Raw genomic sequence first — 15,585 nt, 5'->3', positions numbered from 1 at the left:
CGCCGCGGGCTTGGGCCCGGGCTTGGCCGCCGCGGGCTCGCCGGACGCCTTGAGCGACGGGTCGGCCTCGATCGCGGCGCGCAGCTTGCGCGCCACCGGGGGCTCGACCGTCGACGACGGGCTCTTCACGAACTCGCCGAGCTCCTTGAGCTTCGCGAGGGCGACCTTGCTGTCGACGCCGAGTTCAGCGGCGATCTCATGTACGCGTGGTTTACCAGCCACAATTCTCCTGTCTGGGTCGGTCTGCCCAGACAGGGCAGACCACTAGTCGCGGACGGGTCTCATTTCGAGCCGTTCACTTTGTTTCCATAGCCGTTCAGCCTTTGGTTCTCAGCGGATGCTGTTCGATGGTCTGCGTGTCCAGAGTGGCGGACACACGGAGTGCACGTCCGAAAGCACGGCGCCGCAGGGCGGCATCCATGCATTCCTGTGTCGGATGCACCCACGCGCCTCGTCCCGGCAGGACAGCACGCTCATCGAGGACGAGGGTGTTGTTCTGGCTCACCACCCTGAGCAGGGCGGAGCGGGGAGCACGCGTGCGACAACCGACGCACATTCGTACGGGATCCATCTTACACCTGCGTTCCGTCCGCGTTCGCCCGCCCCGGGGCGTGGCGGGCCGCGGAGTCCGATCAGTCGAGGACGCTGTCCGGCTGGATATCGATCTTCGCGCCGGTCAGCTTGGCGGCGAGGCGGGCGTTCTGCCCCTCCTTGCCGATCGCGAGGGACAACTGGTAGTCCGGCACGAGCGCCCTGACCGCCTTGGTGGAGGCGTCGAGCACGAACGAGCTCGTGACCTTCGCCGGTGACAGCGCATGGGCGACGAAGGTCGCGAGGTCGGGGTCGTGGTCGACGATGTCGATCTTCTCGCCGGACAGCTCCTCCGTGACGGCGCGTACGCGGCGCCCGAGCTCGCCGATGCACGCGCCCTTCGCGTTGATCGACGGGTCGTTCGCGCGCACGGCGATCTTCGTACGGTGACCGGCCTCCCGCGCGAGCGAGACGATCTCGACCAGTCCGGCTGCGATCTCCGGCACCTCGAGCGCGAACAGCTTGCGGACGAGGCCGGGGTGGGTGCGCGACACGGTGATCTGCGGCCCCTTGAGCCCCTTGGCGACGCTCGTGACGTACACGCGCAGACGCGAGCCGTGCCTGTACTCCTCGCCGGGCACCTGCTCCTCCGGCGGGAGGATCGCCTCGACCGAGCCGAGGTCGACGTGGATCATCCGCGGGTTGGGCCCCTGCTGGATGACGCCGGCGACGATGTCGCCCTCACGCCCCTTGAACTCGCCCAGCACGGCGTCGTCGGCGATGTCCCGGAGGCGCTGGCTGATGACCTGCTTGGCGGCGAAGGCGGCGATACGTCCGAAGTCGTCGGGGGTCGCGTCCTCCTCGCCGATGACCGCGCCCTCCTCGTCACGGACGACCTGCAGCACGGCGACGTGCCCTGTCGTACGGTCGAGCTCGACGCGGACGCCCTCGGGCGCCGCCCCCTCGGGCGACACGTGCTTGGAGTACGCGGTCAGGATCGCCTGCTCGATGATCGCGACGAGCTCGTCGAACGGGATCGCCTTCTCCTTCTCGATCCCTCGCAGCAGACTCAGTTCGATGTCCATGACGGCCTCCCTATTCAGCTCTCGTCGCGCCTGATCGCACGCGCGACATCCGTACAACGATACCGTGCGTCGGAGACCCCGGCCACGCGGCAGGGGCGGGGGCAGGTCAGGCGGTCGGGGCGGACGGCAGCGCGTTGATCGCCCCGATGAGGCGGAACAGGTTGCCGACCTGGCGCTGATCCAGGTGCAGCATCAGACGCGGCAGGTCGAGGCGATCGTCGTCGGCCGCCTCGGGCGGCAGCGGTGGCGTCCGCTCGATGCGACCGTCCGACAGCATCGAGCCGAACGCCTCGTTCAGTTCCGCCACCTCGGCCTCGGTCGGTTCCGCGCGCAGCCGCAGCACCAGCGCGTCCCCCACCCAGCGCAGCGAGTCGTAGTTGCGCCAGAAGCCCGTGATCTCCGCCCTCGCCGCCTCCACCGAATCGGTGATCACGACCCGATCAAAGTCGCCCTCCGAGATCACACCCATCGGCGCGAGGTGCTCGTCGACGAAGCGACGCATCCCCTCCCAGAACGACCCGCCCTTCTCGTCGAGCAGCACGATGGGCGTCGGCTCCGCCTTCCCCGTCTGCTGGAGCGTGAGGAGCTCGAACATCTCGTCCAGCGTCCCGAACCCGCCGGGAAGGCAGAGGAACCCGCTCGACTCCTTGATCAGCATCAGCTTGCGCGTGAAGAAGTACTTCATCGCGACCACCTGGTCCTGACCTGCGACGACCGCGTTGGCCTTCTCCTCGAAGGGCAGCCGGATCGAAACACCGAGCGACAGCGCGGGGCCCGCCCCCTCCGCCGCGGCCTGCATGATCCCGGGGCCGGCACCCGTGACCACCATCCAGCCATCGCGGGCGAGCGCGGCGGCCACGTCCCGCGCCTGCACGTACAGCGGGTCGTCCTGGCGCGTGCGGGCGGAGCCGAACACCGTCACCTTCGGCACACCGCGGAACGGTGCGAACAGACGGAAGGCGTCGCGCATCTCGGCCAGCGCCGCCGAGGCGATCTTGAGGTCGAGGCGATCCGTGCCGTCCTCCCCCAGCTGCAGCGCGGTCCGGAGCATCCGCATCACCAGGCGCCGATCCGCGTGCACGCCCGTCTCGTCCAGCACGGCGTTGATCTCGGACGTGAGCGCGGGAGGAAGGGACTGTTCGGCCATGTCACCAGCGTGTCATGTTCGCACGCGATCGGGCCCCGCAACGCCGTCCGCGCGGCGGAGCACTACGCGCGGCGTCAGCACGCTCGTCCGCCCCTGTCAACGCCCCTGCGGCGGCGACCGGGCGGGGGCATCCTGGCTCCATGACCGAGATCACCGGACCTGAAGCCCTCGCCCGCGTCTCCGAGCTCGTGGAGGACATCGACATCACGATGCTCACCACCGTCGACGAGGACGGCCACCTCGTGAGCCGCCCGATGTCCACCCGGCAGATGGACGACGCGGGAGACATCTGGTTCTTCACCGCGGAGGACACCGAGAAGGTCGATGAGGCACGCCGCAACCACGACGTGGGGCTCGCGTACTGCGACTCCAAGGGCATGCGCTACGTCTCCGTCGCCGGAACCGCGGAGGTCGTGCACGACCGCGCCAAGATGGAAGAGCTCTACTCGCCGTCACTCGACATCTGGTTCGCCGACGGCCTGGAGACGCCGGGCATCGCCCTCCTGCGGGTCACCCCGCGGGTCACCGAGTTCTGGGAACCCGCCAAGGGGAAGATCGCGATGGCCGCCGGGGCGCTGAAAGCCCTCGTGACCCACGACACCCCGGACGACACCATGGATCACGGCCGCATCACCTGCTGAGCCGCGCGGTCACCGAGGTCAGCGCGACGTGAGTCGCGCGACCGCCTCCTCGATGGACAGCGCGTCACGCTCGCCGCTGCGCCGATCCCACAGCTCGACCTGTCCTTCGGCGGCACCGCGACCCACGATCAGGATGCGCGGCACACCGACGAGCTCGGCGTCGCCGAACTTGACGCCGGGCGAGACCTTCGGACGGTCGTCGTACAGGACATCGAGTCCCGCGCTCTCCAGCCGCTGCGAGATCTCCTCCGCGACGTCGAAGGCCACCTGGTCGCGGCCCGCCGCCACCACCTGGACGTCGAACGGGGAGACGGACGCGGGCCAGATCAGTCCCTTGTCGTCGTTGTTCAGCTCGGCGATGATCGCGAGGATGCGCGTGACACCGATGCCGTACGAGCCCATCGTCACCGTCACGAGCTTGCCGTTCTCGTTCAACACCTTCAGTCCCAGCGCCTCGGCGTACTTGCGACCGAGCTGGAAGACGTGGCCGATCTCCATGCCGCGCGCGAGCTCGACCGGACCGGAGCCGTCGGGCGCGGGGTCACCCGCGCGCACGTTCGCGATCTCGACGATGCCGTCGGCGGCGAAGTCGCGGCCCATCACGACGGAGTGGGCGTGCTTCTGGTCGATGTTCGCCCCGGTGATCCAGCTGGTGCCCTCGCTCACCCGCGGGTCGACGAGGTACCGGATGCCGGTGGCGGACTCCTCCCCCAGCACCGCGCCCGTGGGTGACCACGGACCGATGTAGCCCTTGACGAGCAGAGGGTTGTTCTCGAAGTCGTCCGCGGTCGCGGTCTCGACCTCGGCGGGAGCGAAGGCGACCTCGGCGCGCTTCTCGTCCACCTCGCGGTCGCCGGGGATGCCCACGATGACGAGTTCGCGGGTGCCGTCGAGGTGCGTCAGCGCGAGCACGACGTTCTTGAGCGTGTCCGCCGCCGTGTACTCGCCCTCCAGCTCACGGTTGCAGTGCGAGACGAGCGTCTCGATGGTGGGGGTGTCGGGCGAGTCGAAGATCACCGGAGTCGCGTCGGCGTCGAACGGCACGGGCGCAGGCACCTCGGTCGTGAACGCTTCCACGTTCGCCGCGTAACCACCGGCGCTGCGCACGAACGTGTCCTCGCCGACGGGGGTGGGGTGGAGGAACTCCTCACTGCGCGAGCCGCCCATCGCGCCCGCATCCGCCTGCACGATCACGTACTCGAGTCCCAGGCGCTGGAAGATCCGCTCGTAGGCGTCGCGCTGAGACTGGTAGCTCACGTCCAACCCCTCGTCCGAGGCGTCGAACGAGTAGGCGTCCTTCATCGTGAACTCGCGGCCGCGGAGCAGGCCGGCGCGGGGCCGCGCCTCGTCGCGGTACTTGTCCTGGATCTGGTAGATCGTCAGCGGCAGGTCCTTGTACGACGAGTACAGGTCCTTCACGAGCAGGGTGAAGGCCTCCTCGTGCGTCGGGGCGAGCAGGTAGTCGCCCCCCTTGCGGTCCTGGAGGCGGAACAGCAGATCGCCGTATTCCTCCCAGCGACCCGTCGCCTCGTAAGCCTCCCGCGGCATCAGCGCCGGGAAGTGCACCTCCTGGGCACCCGCGGCGGCCATCTCCTCGCGGATAACCGTCTCGATCTTGGCCTTCACCCGCAGCCCGAGCGGCAGCCACGCGAAGATGCCCGCGGCCTGCGGTCGGATGTACCCGGCGCGGATCAGCAGCTTGTGACTGGCGACCTCTGCACCGGCAGGGTCTTCACGGAGTGTACGGAGGAAGAAGTTCGAGAGACGAGTGACCACGGCTCAAGTGTAGTGAGCCGTGGTCCCCCGTCCCGCCGCGTCAGTTCAGGGCGGGCAGGCCCTGCGGGACGACGCCGCCCGCGTACAGGCTCTCGGCCAGCTCCTGGAGCGCCGTGAGCGCGACCCGCTGCGGCAGCGGACCGTACGAGATGCGGGCGACGCCGAGCTTCTCGTACTCCGAGGCGGCGAGCGCACCGGGGATGCCGATGACGCTCACCTTGCGCTCGCCGATGCCCTCGACGAGCTGCCGCGTCACGTTCGCGTCGAGGATCCCGGGCACGAACACAGCCGTCGCTCCCGCGTCGAGGAAAGCGCGGCCGCGCTGGATCGCATCGGCGACGCTCTCCTGGACGGGACGGTGCCCCGCGCGCACGAACGCGTCGGTGCGGGCGTTGAGCGCGAACGGCACGCCCTCCGCCTCGGCCGCCTTCACGATCGCCTCGACCGCGGCCACCGACTCGTCGAGCGGCTTCAGCCGGTCTTCGACGTTCGCCCCGACGACACCGGCGGCGATCGCGAGCCGCGTGGTCTCCCCCGCGTCGTCGTAGCCGTCGTCGAGGTCGGCGGTGACCGGGACCTGCACGGCGGCGGCGATGCGTCCCACCATGTCGATCATCAGCTCGCGCGGGGTGGAGCCGTCGTCGTAGCCGAAGGTCGCGGCGATGCCGTGTCCGGCGGTCGCGATCGCCTTCGTCTCGGGCAGAGCGGCGACCGCGCGCGCCGACACGACGTCCCACACGTTCACCACGCGGAGGATCTCCGGCGCGTCATAGAGTCCGACAAGGGTCTGAGCCTTCGCAGCAGTGGTCATGTCCCCACGCTAACGCCCGGCACGGACGCGAGGGCCGCAGTGGTGGGGATGATGTCTCGCCCGGTCGCGGGGCGCCGACGGATGCTGAGAGTCGGCATCCCCCCATGCCGACCCTCTGTCCCCTGTGCGTTCAGGCGGTGAGCACCACCTTCAGCGCCTTCGTCTCCGCGGCCCGCGCGAACGTGTCGTACGCCTGTTCGATGGCGTCCAGCGCGAAGCGGTGACTGACGAACACCGCCGGATCGATCCGACCCTCGGCGACGAGCCGGGTGAGCATGCGCGCCGTGTCGGCGTTCACCAGGCCCGTCGTGATGGTGAGGTTCTGGATCCACAGGCGATCGATCGGGAAGTCGACGGGTGCGCCGTGGACTCCGACGTTGGCGACGTGCCCGCCGGGGCGCACGATGTCCAGCGCCATGCCCCAGGTCGCCGGAACACCCACGGCTTCGATCGCGACGTCGACGCCGAGCCCGTCGGTCAGGGCGAGCACCTGATCGCGCCAGTCCTCGGCGCCGGAGACCACGCCGTGCGTGGCCCCGAAGAGTCTGGACTGCTCGACACGGTTCGCGTCGAGGTCGATCGCGATGATCTTGCTCGGCCCGTAGAGCTGCGCGGTCATGATCGCCGCGAGGCCCACCGGCCCGGTGCCGACGACGGCGACCACGTCGCCCGCCTTCACGCCGCCGTACTGCACCCCGATCTCGTGGCCCGTGGGAAGGATGTCGCTGAGCACGACCGCCGTCTCGGCGGAGACGCCATCCGGAAGCCGGTGCAGCGAGGTCTCGGCGAACGGGATCCGCACCAGCTCCGCCTGCGTGCCGTCGATCAGGTGCCCGAGTATCCAGCCGATCCCCGACGCCCCCTCCTCGGCTCGGCAGTGCGATGCCAGCCCGGCGGTGCAGAAGTCGCACTTCCCACACGAGGTGATGCACGAGATGATCACGCGGTCCCCCACGGCGAGATCGGTCACGGCTCCTCCGACCTCGGTGATCGCCCCGACACCCTCGTGACCGAGGATGCGCCCCTCGGTCACGGCCGGGACATCGCCCTTGAGGATGTGCAGGTCGGTGCCGCAGATGGTCGTGGCCTCGATGCGGACGATCGCGTCGGTCGGCGCCAGGATGGTCGGATCCGGAACCTCCTCCCATCGCTTCTCACCGGCTCCGTGGTAGACGAGTGCTTTCATGGCTGTCCCTTCCGGCGTCACCTTGACGTCGTCGGTGAAATGTTACGCGCCACCACCGACAGAACGCCTCCGGAGACCGGGGCTTCCCGGCCTAGGGTGGGAGCCATGCCTCAGCGCCGGTCCCATGTCGCTCCCTCCGCCGCCCAGACCGAGCTCGCCGCCGCGCTCGCCGACCTCCGCGAAGCGCTCGACGCCCCCACCTCGTTCCCACCCGACGTGCTCGCCGAGGCCGAGCGCGCCAGCGGATCCACACCCGAGCTCGACCTGCGCGACATCCCCTTCGCGACGCTCGACCCGGCGGGCTCGCGCGACCTCGATCAGGCCTTCCACCTGGAGAAGACCTCGTCGGGGTACACCGTGCGCTACGCGATCGCGGACGTCCCCGGTTTCGTCGAGCCCGGCGGGGCGGTCGATGCGGAAGCCCGTCGGCGCGGACAGACCCTGTACGCGGCGGACGGCACGATCCCGCTGCACCCTCCCGTGCTCAGCGAGGACCGCGCCTCCCTCCTCGCCGACGCCGACCGCCCCGCGCTGGTGTGGACCTTCGCGCTGGACGAGACCGGGGAGGTCGGCGACTTCCGGCTCGAACGGGCGCTCATCCGCTCCCGCGCCCAGCTCGACTACGCGACGACGCAGGCCGCCCTCGATCGCGGCGAGGGTGGACCAGCGGCGCTCCTCCCGGAGATCGGCGCCCTTCGGCTCGAGCGGGAGCGGACGCGTGGCGGGGCCAGCCTCAACCTCCCCGATGAGGAGGTCGTGCGCGCGGAGGACGGCAGCTACGCGATCGTGCGTCGCCGTCCCCTCCCGATCGAGGAGGCGAACGCTCAGCTGTCGATCATGACGGGGATGGCGGCAGCGCAGCTGATGCTGGGTGCGGGCGTCGGCATCCTGCGCACGATGCCGGAGCCCGACGATGCCGCCTTCGAGACGTTCCGCCTGCAGACGATCGCCCTCGGTCGCCCGTGGACCGACGGCACCTATGGCGAGTTCCTGCGCGGTCTGGACAGGGACGACCCGCTGACGCTGCCCGTGCTCGAAGCCGCGTCGTCACTGTTCCGCGGCGCGGGCTATCTGGTGTTCGACGGCACGGCTCCGGACGACGCCGTCCAGGCCGCCATCGCCGCCCCCTACGCGCATGCGACCGCGCCCCTGCGGCGACTCGTCGACCGGTGGTCGCTGGCGATCTGCCTGGCGGTCTCGAGCGGCGCACCCGTACCGGCATGGGTGCGTGACTCTCTCGCCGATCTGCCAGGCCTGATGCAGGAGTCCGGTCAGCGCGCCTCCCGGCTGGCGTCCGGGACTGTCAACGCCGTGGAGGCGGCGCTGCTGACCCCGCTGGTCGGCACCGAGCTCGACGCCACCGTCGTCGAGGATCGCGGCGAGCGCGTGACCATCCAGATCGCCGAGCCCGCGGTCACGGCGAGCGCCCCCGCTCCCGTCGGCGTGAAGCCGGGCGATCGCCTCCGCGTGCGCGTGGCGCGCGCGGACATCGCGAAGGCCGAGGTGGAGTTCGAGGGCGTCGCCGAAGAGTTCAGGCCGCGGGAGTCGCGGTCGTCGTCATGACGAGCAGCTGAGGATCCGACAGGTCCAACGCCACCCGGATCGCGACGAACTCGTCGAGCGAGTGCGCGTGGGTGCCCCCGCACAGGATCACGGCCTCGCCCTCCGGCAGCTCGCAGTGCCAGCGGCGACGGTCCACGATCGTCGGACCCTCGGTCTCGACGCGGCTCGCGGCGGCGGACTCGACCCACGCCTCGAGCTGTGCGTTGATCCGCTGTTCGCGGTCGGCGAGGGTCGACGCGAAGGTCTCGGTGTCGAAGCCCGCGCGGCGCAGGCTCTTGCCCAGGCGGTACTCGTCGACGGCGCCATCCGCGTGGATGCGGCTCGTCTGGTTGGCGCGCCCCTCGAAGTCGGGGGTGCCGAGGGCATCGGCGCCCGGGTCCTTGCGCCACAGGTCGGCGACCGCGAGGTCGAGGGCGAGGGACGCGAGATGACAGGCGGTGTGCCCGCGGCTCAGGCCAGCGCGACGGTCTGCATCGACGTCCAGCCGCGCGGCGACCCCGGGCACCAGGGCCGCCGGGGCGTCGCCCGTGAGGCGGTGGCCGACCAGCCAGGTCCACCCTTCCGCCCCGCGCTTGACGGGGATGTCGGCACCCACCGCGAACGTGCCGTCGTCGGACACGGCCGCCATGACGGCCTCCACCACGGCCACGGAGGAGCCGTCGACCGTGAGGGTCCCGGCATCACCCGGCTGGTCGGGCCAGGTGTGGTCGACGGGGTGGAACGGGGTCTCGTCCACCACGACCACCACGCCCTCCGGCGTCCTCTCGACGTGGGTGACGACGCCCTCTCCACTCGTGGAGCCGGTGGCGAAGGTCACGACGGTGGGCGAGGACATGCTTCTCCTGTGCGATACGGCGGGGATGGCGATCGGGGTGCGGACGACGGTCAGGCCGTGACGACCTGCGCGGTGCCGAGCGGTGCGTCCGGGCCCATCTCGGCGGCGATGCGGTTCGCCTCCTCGATCAGCGTCGCGACGATGTCCTCTTCGGGCACGGTCTTGATGACCTCGCCCTTCACGAAGATCTGCCCCTTGCCGTTGCCGGAGGCGACGCCCAGGTCGGCCTCGCGGGCCTCACCGGGACCGTTCACGACGCACCCCATGACGGCGACACGCAGCGGCACCGTCATGTCCTTGAGACCCTCGGTCACGTCTTCCGCGAGCGTGTACACGTCGACCTGTGCGCGACCGCACGACGGGCACGACACGATCTCGAGCTTGCGCTCCCGCAGGTTCAGCGACTGCAGGATCTGGTGGCCGACCTTCACCTCTTCGGCGGGCGGCGCCGACAGCGACACGCGGATGGTGTCGCCGATGCCCTCACCGAGCAGGATGCCGAAGGCCGTCGCGCTCTTGATCGTGCCCTGGAACGCCGGCCCGGCCTCGGTCACGCCGAGGTGCAGGGGCCAGTCGCCCCGCTCGGCCAGGAGGCGGTACGCCTTGACCATGACGACCGGGTCGTTGTGCTTGACGGAGATCTTGAAATCGTGGAAGTCGTGCTCCTCGAACAGGGACGCCTCCCAGACCGCGCTCTCGACGAGCGCCTCGGGCGTGGCCTTGCCGTACTTCTCCAGCAGGCGGCGGTCGAGGGACCCGGCGTTCACGCCGATCCGCAGCGAGACACCCGCGTCCTGCGCCGCCTTGGCGATCGCGCCCACCTGGTCGTCGAACTTCCGGATGTTGCCCGGGTTCACCCGCACGGCCGCGCAGCCCGCATCGATCGCCTGGAACACGTACTTCGGCTGGAAGTGGATGTCGGCGATCACCGGGATCTGGCTCTTCTTCGCGATGATGTGCAGCACGTCGGCGTCGTCCTGGGACGGCACGGCGACGCGCACGATCTCGCACCCGGAGGCGGTGAGCTCGGCGATCTGCTGCAGGGTCCCGTTGATGTCGGTCGTCTTGGTGGTCGTCATCGACTGCACGCTGACGGGGGCGTCGCCGCCCACGAGCACCTTGCCGACCTTGATCTGGCGGGACTTGCGGCGCGGGGCGAGGACTTCGGGGATGCGAGGCATCCCAAGGTTCACAGCTGGCACCCCCTCAGCCTACGCCGCCCGGATGCACGCGGGCTGGATGCGCGGCCCGTCATCCGCCCGGGTCGCGGGTGCCGCGTGTGGTAGTTTCGCCCCATGCTCGCGAACCTCACCTGGTGGCCCGCCTCCTAGGCGGTGTTCGCGTTCCCACGAATCCAGACCGCCTCCGGGGCGGTCTTTTCGTTGCGCCGAGCCGGAGCCCTGCACAGGAGACATCGATGACCCTCTCACGACTCGCCGAGCTCAGCGCCGATCCGTCCGCATCCTTCGTGCTCATCGCGCGCGACGGCGCCGACTCCGTCGAGCTGCTCACGGGCGAGGTCGTCGACGTCGACCTGCTCGCCGACATCCCGCTCACCGCGGACGGCGTGCCGCGTGAGGTGTTCGCACTGGTGCCCTACCGCCAGGTGCGCGAGCGCGGCTTCGTCGCGCAGGACGACGGCGCTCCCCTGCGCTGCATCGTGGTGGACGAGCACCTGTACCTGCCGACGCCTGCGGTGCTCGATGCGCTGCCGACCTCGTCGGTCCCCCTGCGCGACGGCGGCTTCGACATCGCTGACGAGGAGTACGCGGCCATCGTCGAGACGGTCATCTCCGACGAGATCGGACGCGGCGAGGGCGCGAACTTCGTGATCCGCCGCGACTACACCGCCAGCATCGACACCGACGACCGCACGGCCGCCCTCACGTGGTTCCGTGCCCTGCTCGCGCATGAGCGCGGGGCGTACTGGACGTTCGCGGTGGTCACCCCGGGGCGGATCGCGGTCGGCGCGAGCCCGGAGGCGCACGTCGTCGCGCGTGAGGGCGTCGTCACCATGAACCCCATCTCCGGCACCTTCCGGCATCCGGCCGGGGGCTCGACCAAGGAGACCCTCGCCGACTTCCTCGCCTCCACCAAGGAGACCGAGGAGCTGTTCATGGTGGTGGACGAGGAGCTCAAGATGATGAGCGCCGTCTGCGCCGACGGCGGGCGCATCACCGGCCCGCACCTCAAGGAGATGTCCCGCCTCACCCACACGGAGTACATGCTCCGCGGACGCAGCGGCATGGATCCGCGCGACATCCTCCGCGAGACGATGTTCGCTCCCACGGTCACGGGCTCACCGATGCAGAACGCGTGCGCGGTGATCCGTCGCCATGAGAAGAAGCCCCGCGGCTACTACTCGGGCGTCGCAGCGCTGTTCACCCCGAACGCCGACGGCGGGCACGACCTCGACGCCCCGATCCTCATCCGGACCGTGTATCTCGCCGACGGCGAGCTCAGCGTCCCCGTCGGCGCGACCCTCGTGCGCCACTCCGACCCGCACGGCGAGGTGTCCGAGACCCACGGCAAGGCGGCGGGCGTGCTCGGCGCCATCGGGGCGATCGACCGCGACCGTGCGGCCGAGGCTCGCAGCGACGCCGATGCCCCCGGTGCACGCCGCTCCCTCGCCGACGACCCGGAGATCGCCGCGCTGCTGTCCTCCCGCAACGCCCGCCTCGCCGAGTTCTGGCTGAACCCGCAGGGCGAGGAGTTCACCGGCCCGTTCACGGGGCGCTCCGCCCTCGTGGTCGATGCCGAGGATCGCTTCACCACGATGCTCGCCCACCAGCTGCGTCACCTCGGCCTGGACGTGACGATCTCCGCCTGGGATGCCGTGACCGACGACGCAGTGGCCGCGGCCGACCTCGTCGTCGCGGGCCCCGGCCCCGGCGACCCCCGCGACACCGGCAGCGCGCGGATCGCCCGGATGCGCGCGGTCGTGGAGCGACGGCTCGACGCCGAGGCCCCCCTGCTCGCCGTGTGCCTGAGCCACCAGATCCTCGCGGACCGTCAGGGCGCGGCGCTGGTCCCGCTGGCCGCCCCGCATCAGGGACTGCAGAAGTCGGTGCCCGTGTTCGGCGAGGACGCCTCGATCGGGTTCTACAACACCTTCACCGCGCGTGTGACACCCGGTGTCACGAGGATCGGGGATGCGGAGGTCTCCGCCCACCCGGGCTCCGGCGACGTGTTCGCACTCCGCGGCCCGCGCTTCGCGTCCGTGCAGGGACACCTGGAGTCGATCCTGTCGCGCGACGGCATCCGCACGCTCGAACGCCTGGTGTCGTACGCCCTCGCGTGACCGGCGCCGGTGCCGGGCCGGTCAGCCGAGCAGCTTGACGGGGTTGAACAGGTCGGCGACGAGGAGCAGCGCCCCCATCCCGATCAGCAGGACGGCCACCACCACCGTCAGCGGCACCAGCCGGGTGGCGTCCACGGGTGCGGGCGGCGGGCGCCGGAAGAGCTTCGCCCATGCCCGCTTGATCCCCTCCCACAGCGCGACCACGATGTGACCGCCGTCGAGCGGCAGCAGCGGGATCAGGTTGAACACGAACAGCGCCACGTTGAGCGACCCCAGCAGCCCCAGGAGGACGGCGAACCGGTTGAGGATCGGGGCATCGGTCGCCGCGACCTCGCCGGCCAGGCGCCCGACGCCGACGACGCTCAACGGGCCGTTCGGGTCGCGTTCGCCCCCGGTGACCAGGGACACACCCACATCCCACAGCCGCACGGGCAGCGTGACGATGAGCGACGCCACCCTCGCGACGTTCTCGGCGGCCATCTCCGGTCCGGCGCTCAGCGGCTGTTGCACGAAGCCCATCTGCGAGATCATCCCCGCGTACCCGACCTCGCGCACGACCGGGTCGCCCTGATCGTCGAGCACGGGCCGCCCGCTCGCGTCGGTGATGGTGCGCTCCGCCGCGATGGGCGTGAGGCTCAGCGTCTGCTCGGCCCCGTCGCGGCGCACCACCAGCTCGAGCGTCTCGCCGGGCGAGGCCTGGACGATCGTCGTCGCCTGCTCGAAGGTCGACACGGGCTGACCGTCGATCGACACCAGCACGTCACCGGGTCGCACCCCCGCCTCCGCCGCGGGGGACTCCGGGTCGTCCGGGGCGCACTCGGTGGCGGTCGACGACGCGGGCACCACGCACTCGTTCACCGCGGAGATGGTCGTCGTCCCCTGCTGCACGCCGATGCCGCACACGAGCACCGTGAAGATCACCACGGCCAGGACCAGGTTCATCAGCGGACCGCCGAGCATCACGATCACGCGCTTCCACACCGGCAGCTTGTAGAAGACCCGGTCCTCCGCGCCCTCGGCGATCGTCTCGTCGTTGGCCGAGCGGGCGTCCTGGATGAGCGTGCGGAACACCCCGGATGCCGGACGCTCCCCCTTCGACGACGGATACATGCCGGACATCGAGATGAACCCGCCGAGCGGGAGCAGCTTGAAGCCGTACTCGGTCTCGCCGATCCGCTTCGACCATAGCCGCGGGCCGAAGCCGATCATGTACTGGCCGACGCGCACGCCGAAGAGCTTCGCGGGGACGAGATGGCCGACCTCGTGCAGACCGATCGAGAGGCCGAGGCCGATCAGCATGAACAGGATGCCGCCCACATAGAGCAGGATTTCCACCCGCCCACGGTACTGCCCGCAGCTAGGAATCCGCCCCGCCCGCGCCGCTTGGCTAGGCTGGGATGGTGACCACCCGGCAGCTGCGACTCCTGCGCGCCGCCGCCGTGTCCGCCACCGCGACCCTCATCGCCGCGGTGTCCCACACCATCGGAGGCGGCGCGGCACCCCACCCGCTGCTGATCCTCGCGGTCACGGTGCTGTTCCTGGCACCGACCGCCGCCCTCCTCGGGCTCCGCCGGTCGCGCTGGCGCGTCGCGGTCGCCGTGCTCGTGTCTCAAGCCGTGTTCCACCTGGTGTTCCAGCTGCTCGGCTCCCCCACCGCGGACGTCGACGGGGCGATCGGCCCGCACGTCCATCACTTCGACCTGGCAGCGTTGAGCGGCACCGTCTCCGTCGCGCCCGTCGACGCGACGATGCTCCTCGCGCACGCCGGCGCCGCCGTGCTGACCACTCTGCTGGTGTGGCACGCCGAACGCCTCCTGCGGGCCGTCGCCGGCTGGTTCCGCGCTCTCGTGCGTCGCGCGTCGCCGACGGGCTTCTCCGGCCATCGCCGCCCGACCCCGCTGCGTCCGCTGCGCTTCGCTCCCCTCGACCGTGCCGTGGCCGCCGCCGTCTCCCGGCGCGGCCCCCCGGTGTGCGCACGCGGCTGACCCGCCGCCCGAGAATCACGGCCGAACCCTCGGCCACCCTTTGCGCGCCCTCCGGCGCGCCCGCACACCTTTTCTGGAGAATCATGTCTCGTACCACCACGTCCCCCCGTCGTCCGCGCTCCCGCCGGGCCCTCGTCGCCACGACCGGCGCGCTCGGCGGGGTCGCCCTCGCCCTCGCGGTTCCGCTCATGGCGGGAGCCCACGTGTCCGTCAGCCCGGATGAGCTCGCCGCCGGCGACCACGGCGTGCTCACGTTCTCGTTCGCCCACGGCTGCGGCACCTCGCCGACCACGGCACTGCGCATCACCATGCCGGACGGCCTCACCTCCGTCGCCCCGACCCTGGACGGCGACTGGACCATCCAGGTCGAGCGCGGTGACGACGGCCTCGTGAGCGCCGTCACGTACACCGCGCTCACGCCGGTGCCGACCGACCTCCGCGGCGCGGTCAGCATGTCGGTCGGGCTCGACGAGAAGACGCCCGAGACGCTCGCCTTCCCGGTGGTGCAGCAGTGCGTCGACGGTGCGACCGAATGGACGCAGCTCGCCGAGGAGGGTGAGGACCCGCACGCGCTCGATGCCCCCGCTCCCGTCGTCACGGTCACGGATGCGGAGGCGTCGATGCATGGCGCCCACGGCGACGGGGAGGCGGACACCGCGGACGCCGACGCGGCCGCCACGGCCGCCGACCCGCTCGGCATCGCCCTCGGCACGGGCGGGCTCCT

15 protein-coding genes are annotated in these 15,585 nt (G+C 70.8%); 5 read left to right on the top strand and 10 right to left on the bottom strand.

What is annotated here, in order from left to right; genetic code table 11:
- The 4 genes from DW299_RS01205 to DW299_RS01190 form a co-directional block, all read right to left on the bottom strand.
- On the bottom strand, positions 1–222 hold a 222-nt coding region (locus DW299_RS01205), incomplete at its 3' end, for a translation initiation factor IF-2 N-terminal domain-containing protein (protein WP_136035350.1).
- A gap of 94 nt (positions 223–316) precedes the next feature.
- A complete protein-coding gene (locus tag DW299_RS01200) occupies positions 317–556 on the bottom strand; it encodes a YlxR family protein (protein ID WP_240744613.1) in 240 nt (79 codons plus the stop codon).
- A gap of 76 nt (positions 557–632) precedes the next feature.
- The gene (gene nusA, locus DW299_RS01195) at positions 633–1,616 is read right to left on the bottom strand and encodes a transcription termination factor NusA (RefSeq protein WP_136035349.1); all 984 of its coding nucleotides are present in this window, start codon (positions 1,614–1,616) and stop codon (positions 633–635) included.
- Between the two features lie 106 nt (positions 1,617–1,722).
- Positions 1,723–2,763 (bottom strand): LOG family protein, encoded by a 1,041-nt coding sequence (locus tag DW299_RS01190; protein ID WP_136035348.1) that lies wholly within the window; start codon positions 2,761–2,763, stop codon positions 1,723–1,725.
- A gap of 140 nt (positions 2,764–2,903) precedes the next feature.
- Between DW299_RS01190 and DW299_RS01185 the strand changes: the two genes are divergently transcribed.
- Positions 2,904–3,404, top strand: a complete 501-nt coding sequence (locus tag DW299_RS01185; RefSeq protein ID WP_136032881.1) for a pyridoxamine 5'-phosphate oxidase family protein — start codon at positions 2,904–2,906, stop codon at positions 3,402–3,404.
- A gap of 18 nt (positions 3,405–3,422) precedes the next feature.
- Here DW299_RS01185 and DW299_RS01180 read toward each other — a convergent pair whose 3' ends face one another.
- The 3 genes from DW299_RS01180 to DW299_RS01170 form a co-directional block, all read right to left on the bottom strand.
- A complete protein-coding gene (locus tag DW299_RS01180; protein WP_136032880.1) occupies positions 3,423–5,180 on the bottom strand; it encodes a proline--tRNA ligase in 1,758 nt (585 codons plus the stop codon).
- 40 nt (positions 5,181–5,220) lie between these two features.
- Entirely contained in the window at positions 5,221–5,991 is a 771-nt protein-coding gene (locus tag DW299_RS01175) for an isocitrate lyase/PEP mutase family protein (RefSeq protein ID WP_136035347.1), read from the bottom strand.
- A gap of 130 nt (positions 5,992–6,121) precedes the next feature.
- Positions 6,122–7,177 (bottom strand): zinc-dependent alcohol dehydrogenase family protein, encoded by a 1,056-nt coding sequence (locus DW299_RS01170; RefSeq protein WP_136035346.1) that lies wholly within the window; start codon positions 7,175–7,177, stop codon positions 6,122–6,124.
- Between the two features lie 105 nt (positions 7,178–7,282).
- Here DW299_RS01170 and DW299_RS01165 point away from each other — a divergent pair, with 105 nt between their 5' ends.
- Positions 7,283–8,740, top strand: a complete 1,458-nt coding sequence (locus DW299_RS01165; protein WP_136035345.1) for an RNB domain-containing ribonuclease — start codon at positions 7,283–7,285, stop codon at positions 8,738–8,740.
- On the opposite strand, the gene DW299_RS01160 is transcribed toward DW299_RS01165, so the two are convergent.
- Both DW299_RS01160 and ispG read right to left on the bottom strand, forming a co-directional pair.
- Positions 8,709–9,575, bottom strand: a complete 867-nt coding sequence (locus DW299_RS01160; protein ID WP_136035344.1) for an alanyl-tRNA editing protein — start codon at positions 9,573–9,575, stop codon at positions 8,709–8,711. The genes DW299_RS01165 and DW299_RS01160 overlap by 32 nt on opposite strands.
- Before the next feature lie 50 nt (positions 9,576–9,625).
- Positions 9,626–10,777, bottom strand: a complete 1,152-nt coding sequence (ispG, locus tag DW299_RS01155) for a flavodoxin-dependent (E)-4-hydroxy-3-methylbut-2-enyl-diphosphate synthase (RefSeq protein WP_205812722.1) — start codon at positions 10,775–10,777, stop codon at positions 9,626–9,628.
- Positions 10,778–10,992: 215 nt separating this feature from the next.
- On the opposite strand from ispG, the gene DW299_RS01150 reads away from it, so the two are divergent.
- Positions 10,993–12,876: a chorismate-binding protein gene (locus DW299_RS01150; protein ID WP_136035343.1), complete on the top strand. Its 1,884-nt coding sequence runs from the start codon at positions 10,993–10,995 to the stop codon at positions 12,874–12,876.
- 21 nt (positions 12,877–12,897) lie between these two features.
- Here DW299_RS01150 and DW299_RS01145 read toward each other — a convergent pair whose 3' ends face one another.
- Positions 12,898–14,211 carry a M50 family metallopeptidase gene (locus DW299_RS01145; RefSeq protein ID WP_136035342.1) on the bottom strand — a complete coding sequence of 438 codons (1,314 nt, stop codon included), beginning with the start codon at positions 14,209–14,211 and terminating at the stop codon, positions 12,898–12,900.
- A gap of 65 nt (positions 14,212–14,276) precedes the next feature.
- Here DW299_RS01145 and DW299_RS01140 point away from each other — a divergent pair, with 65 nt between their 5' ends.
- On the top strand, positions 14,277–14,861 hold the full coding sequence (locus DW299_RS01140) for a hypothetical protein (protein WP_136035341.1): 585 nt from the start codon (positions 14,277–14,279) through the stop codon (positions 14,859–14,861).
- Between the two features lie 83 nt (positions 14,862–14,944).
- A partial coding sequence (locus DW299_RS01135; protein ID WP_136032865.1) for a YcnI family copper-binding membrane protein occupies positions 14,945–15,585 on the top strand: 641 nt, incomplete at its 3' end.

The organism is Microbacterium sp. K35 (assembly GCF_004794375.1).
Classification (GTDB): domain Bacteria; phylum Actinomycetota; class Actinomycetes; order Actinomycetales; family Microbacteriaceae; genus Microbacterium; species Microbacterium sufflavum.
Note: the sequence above shows the minus strand (reverse complement) of the source record. Positions and strands in the feature narration are given on the sequence as shown.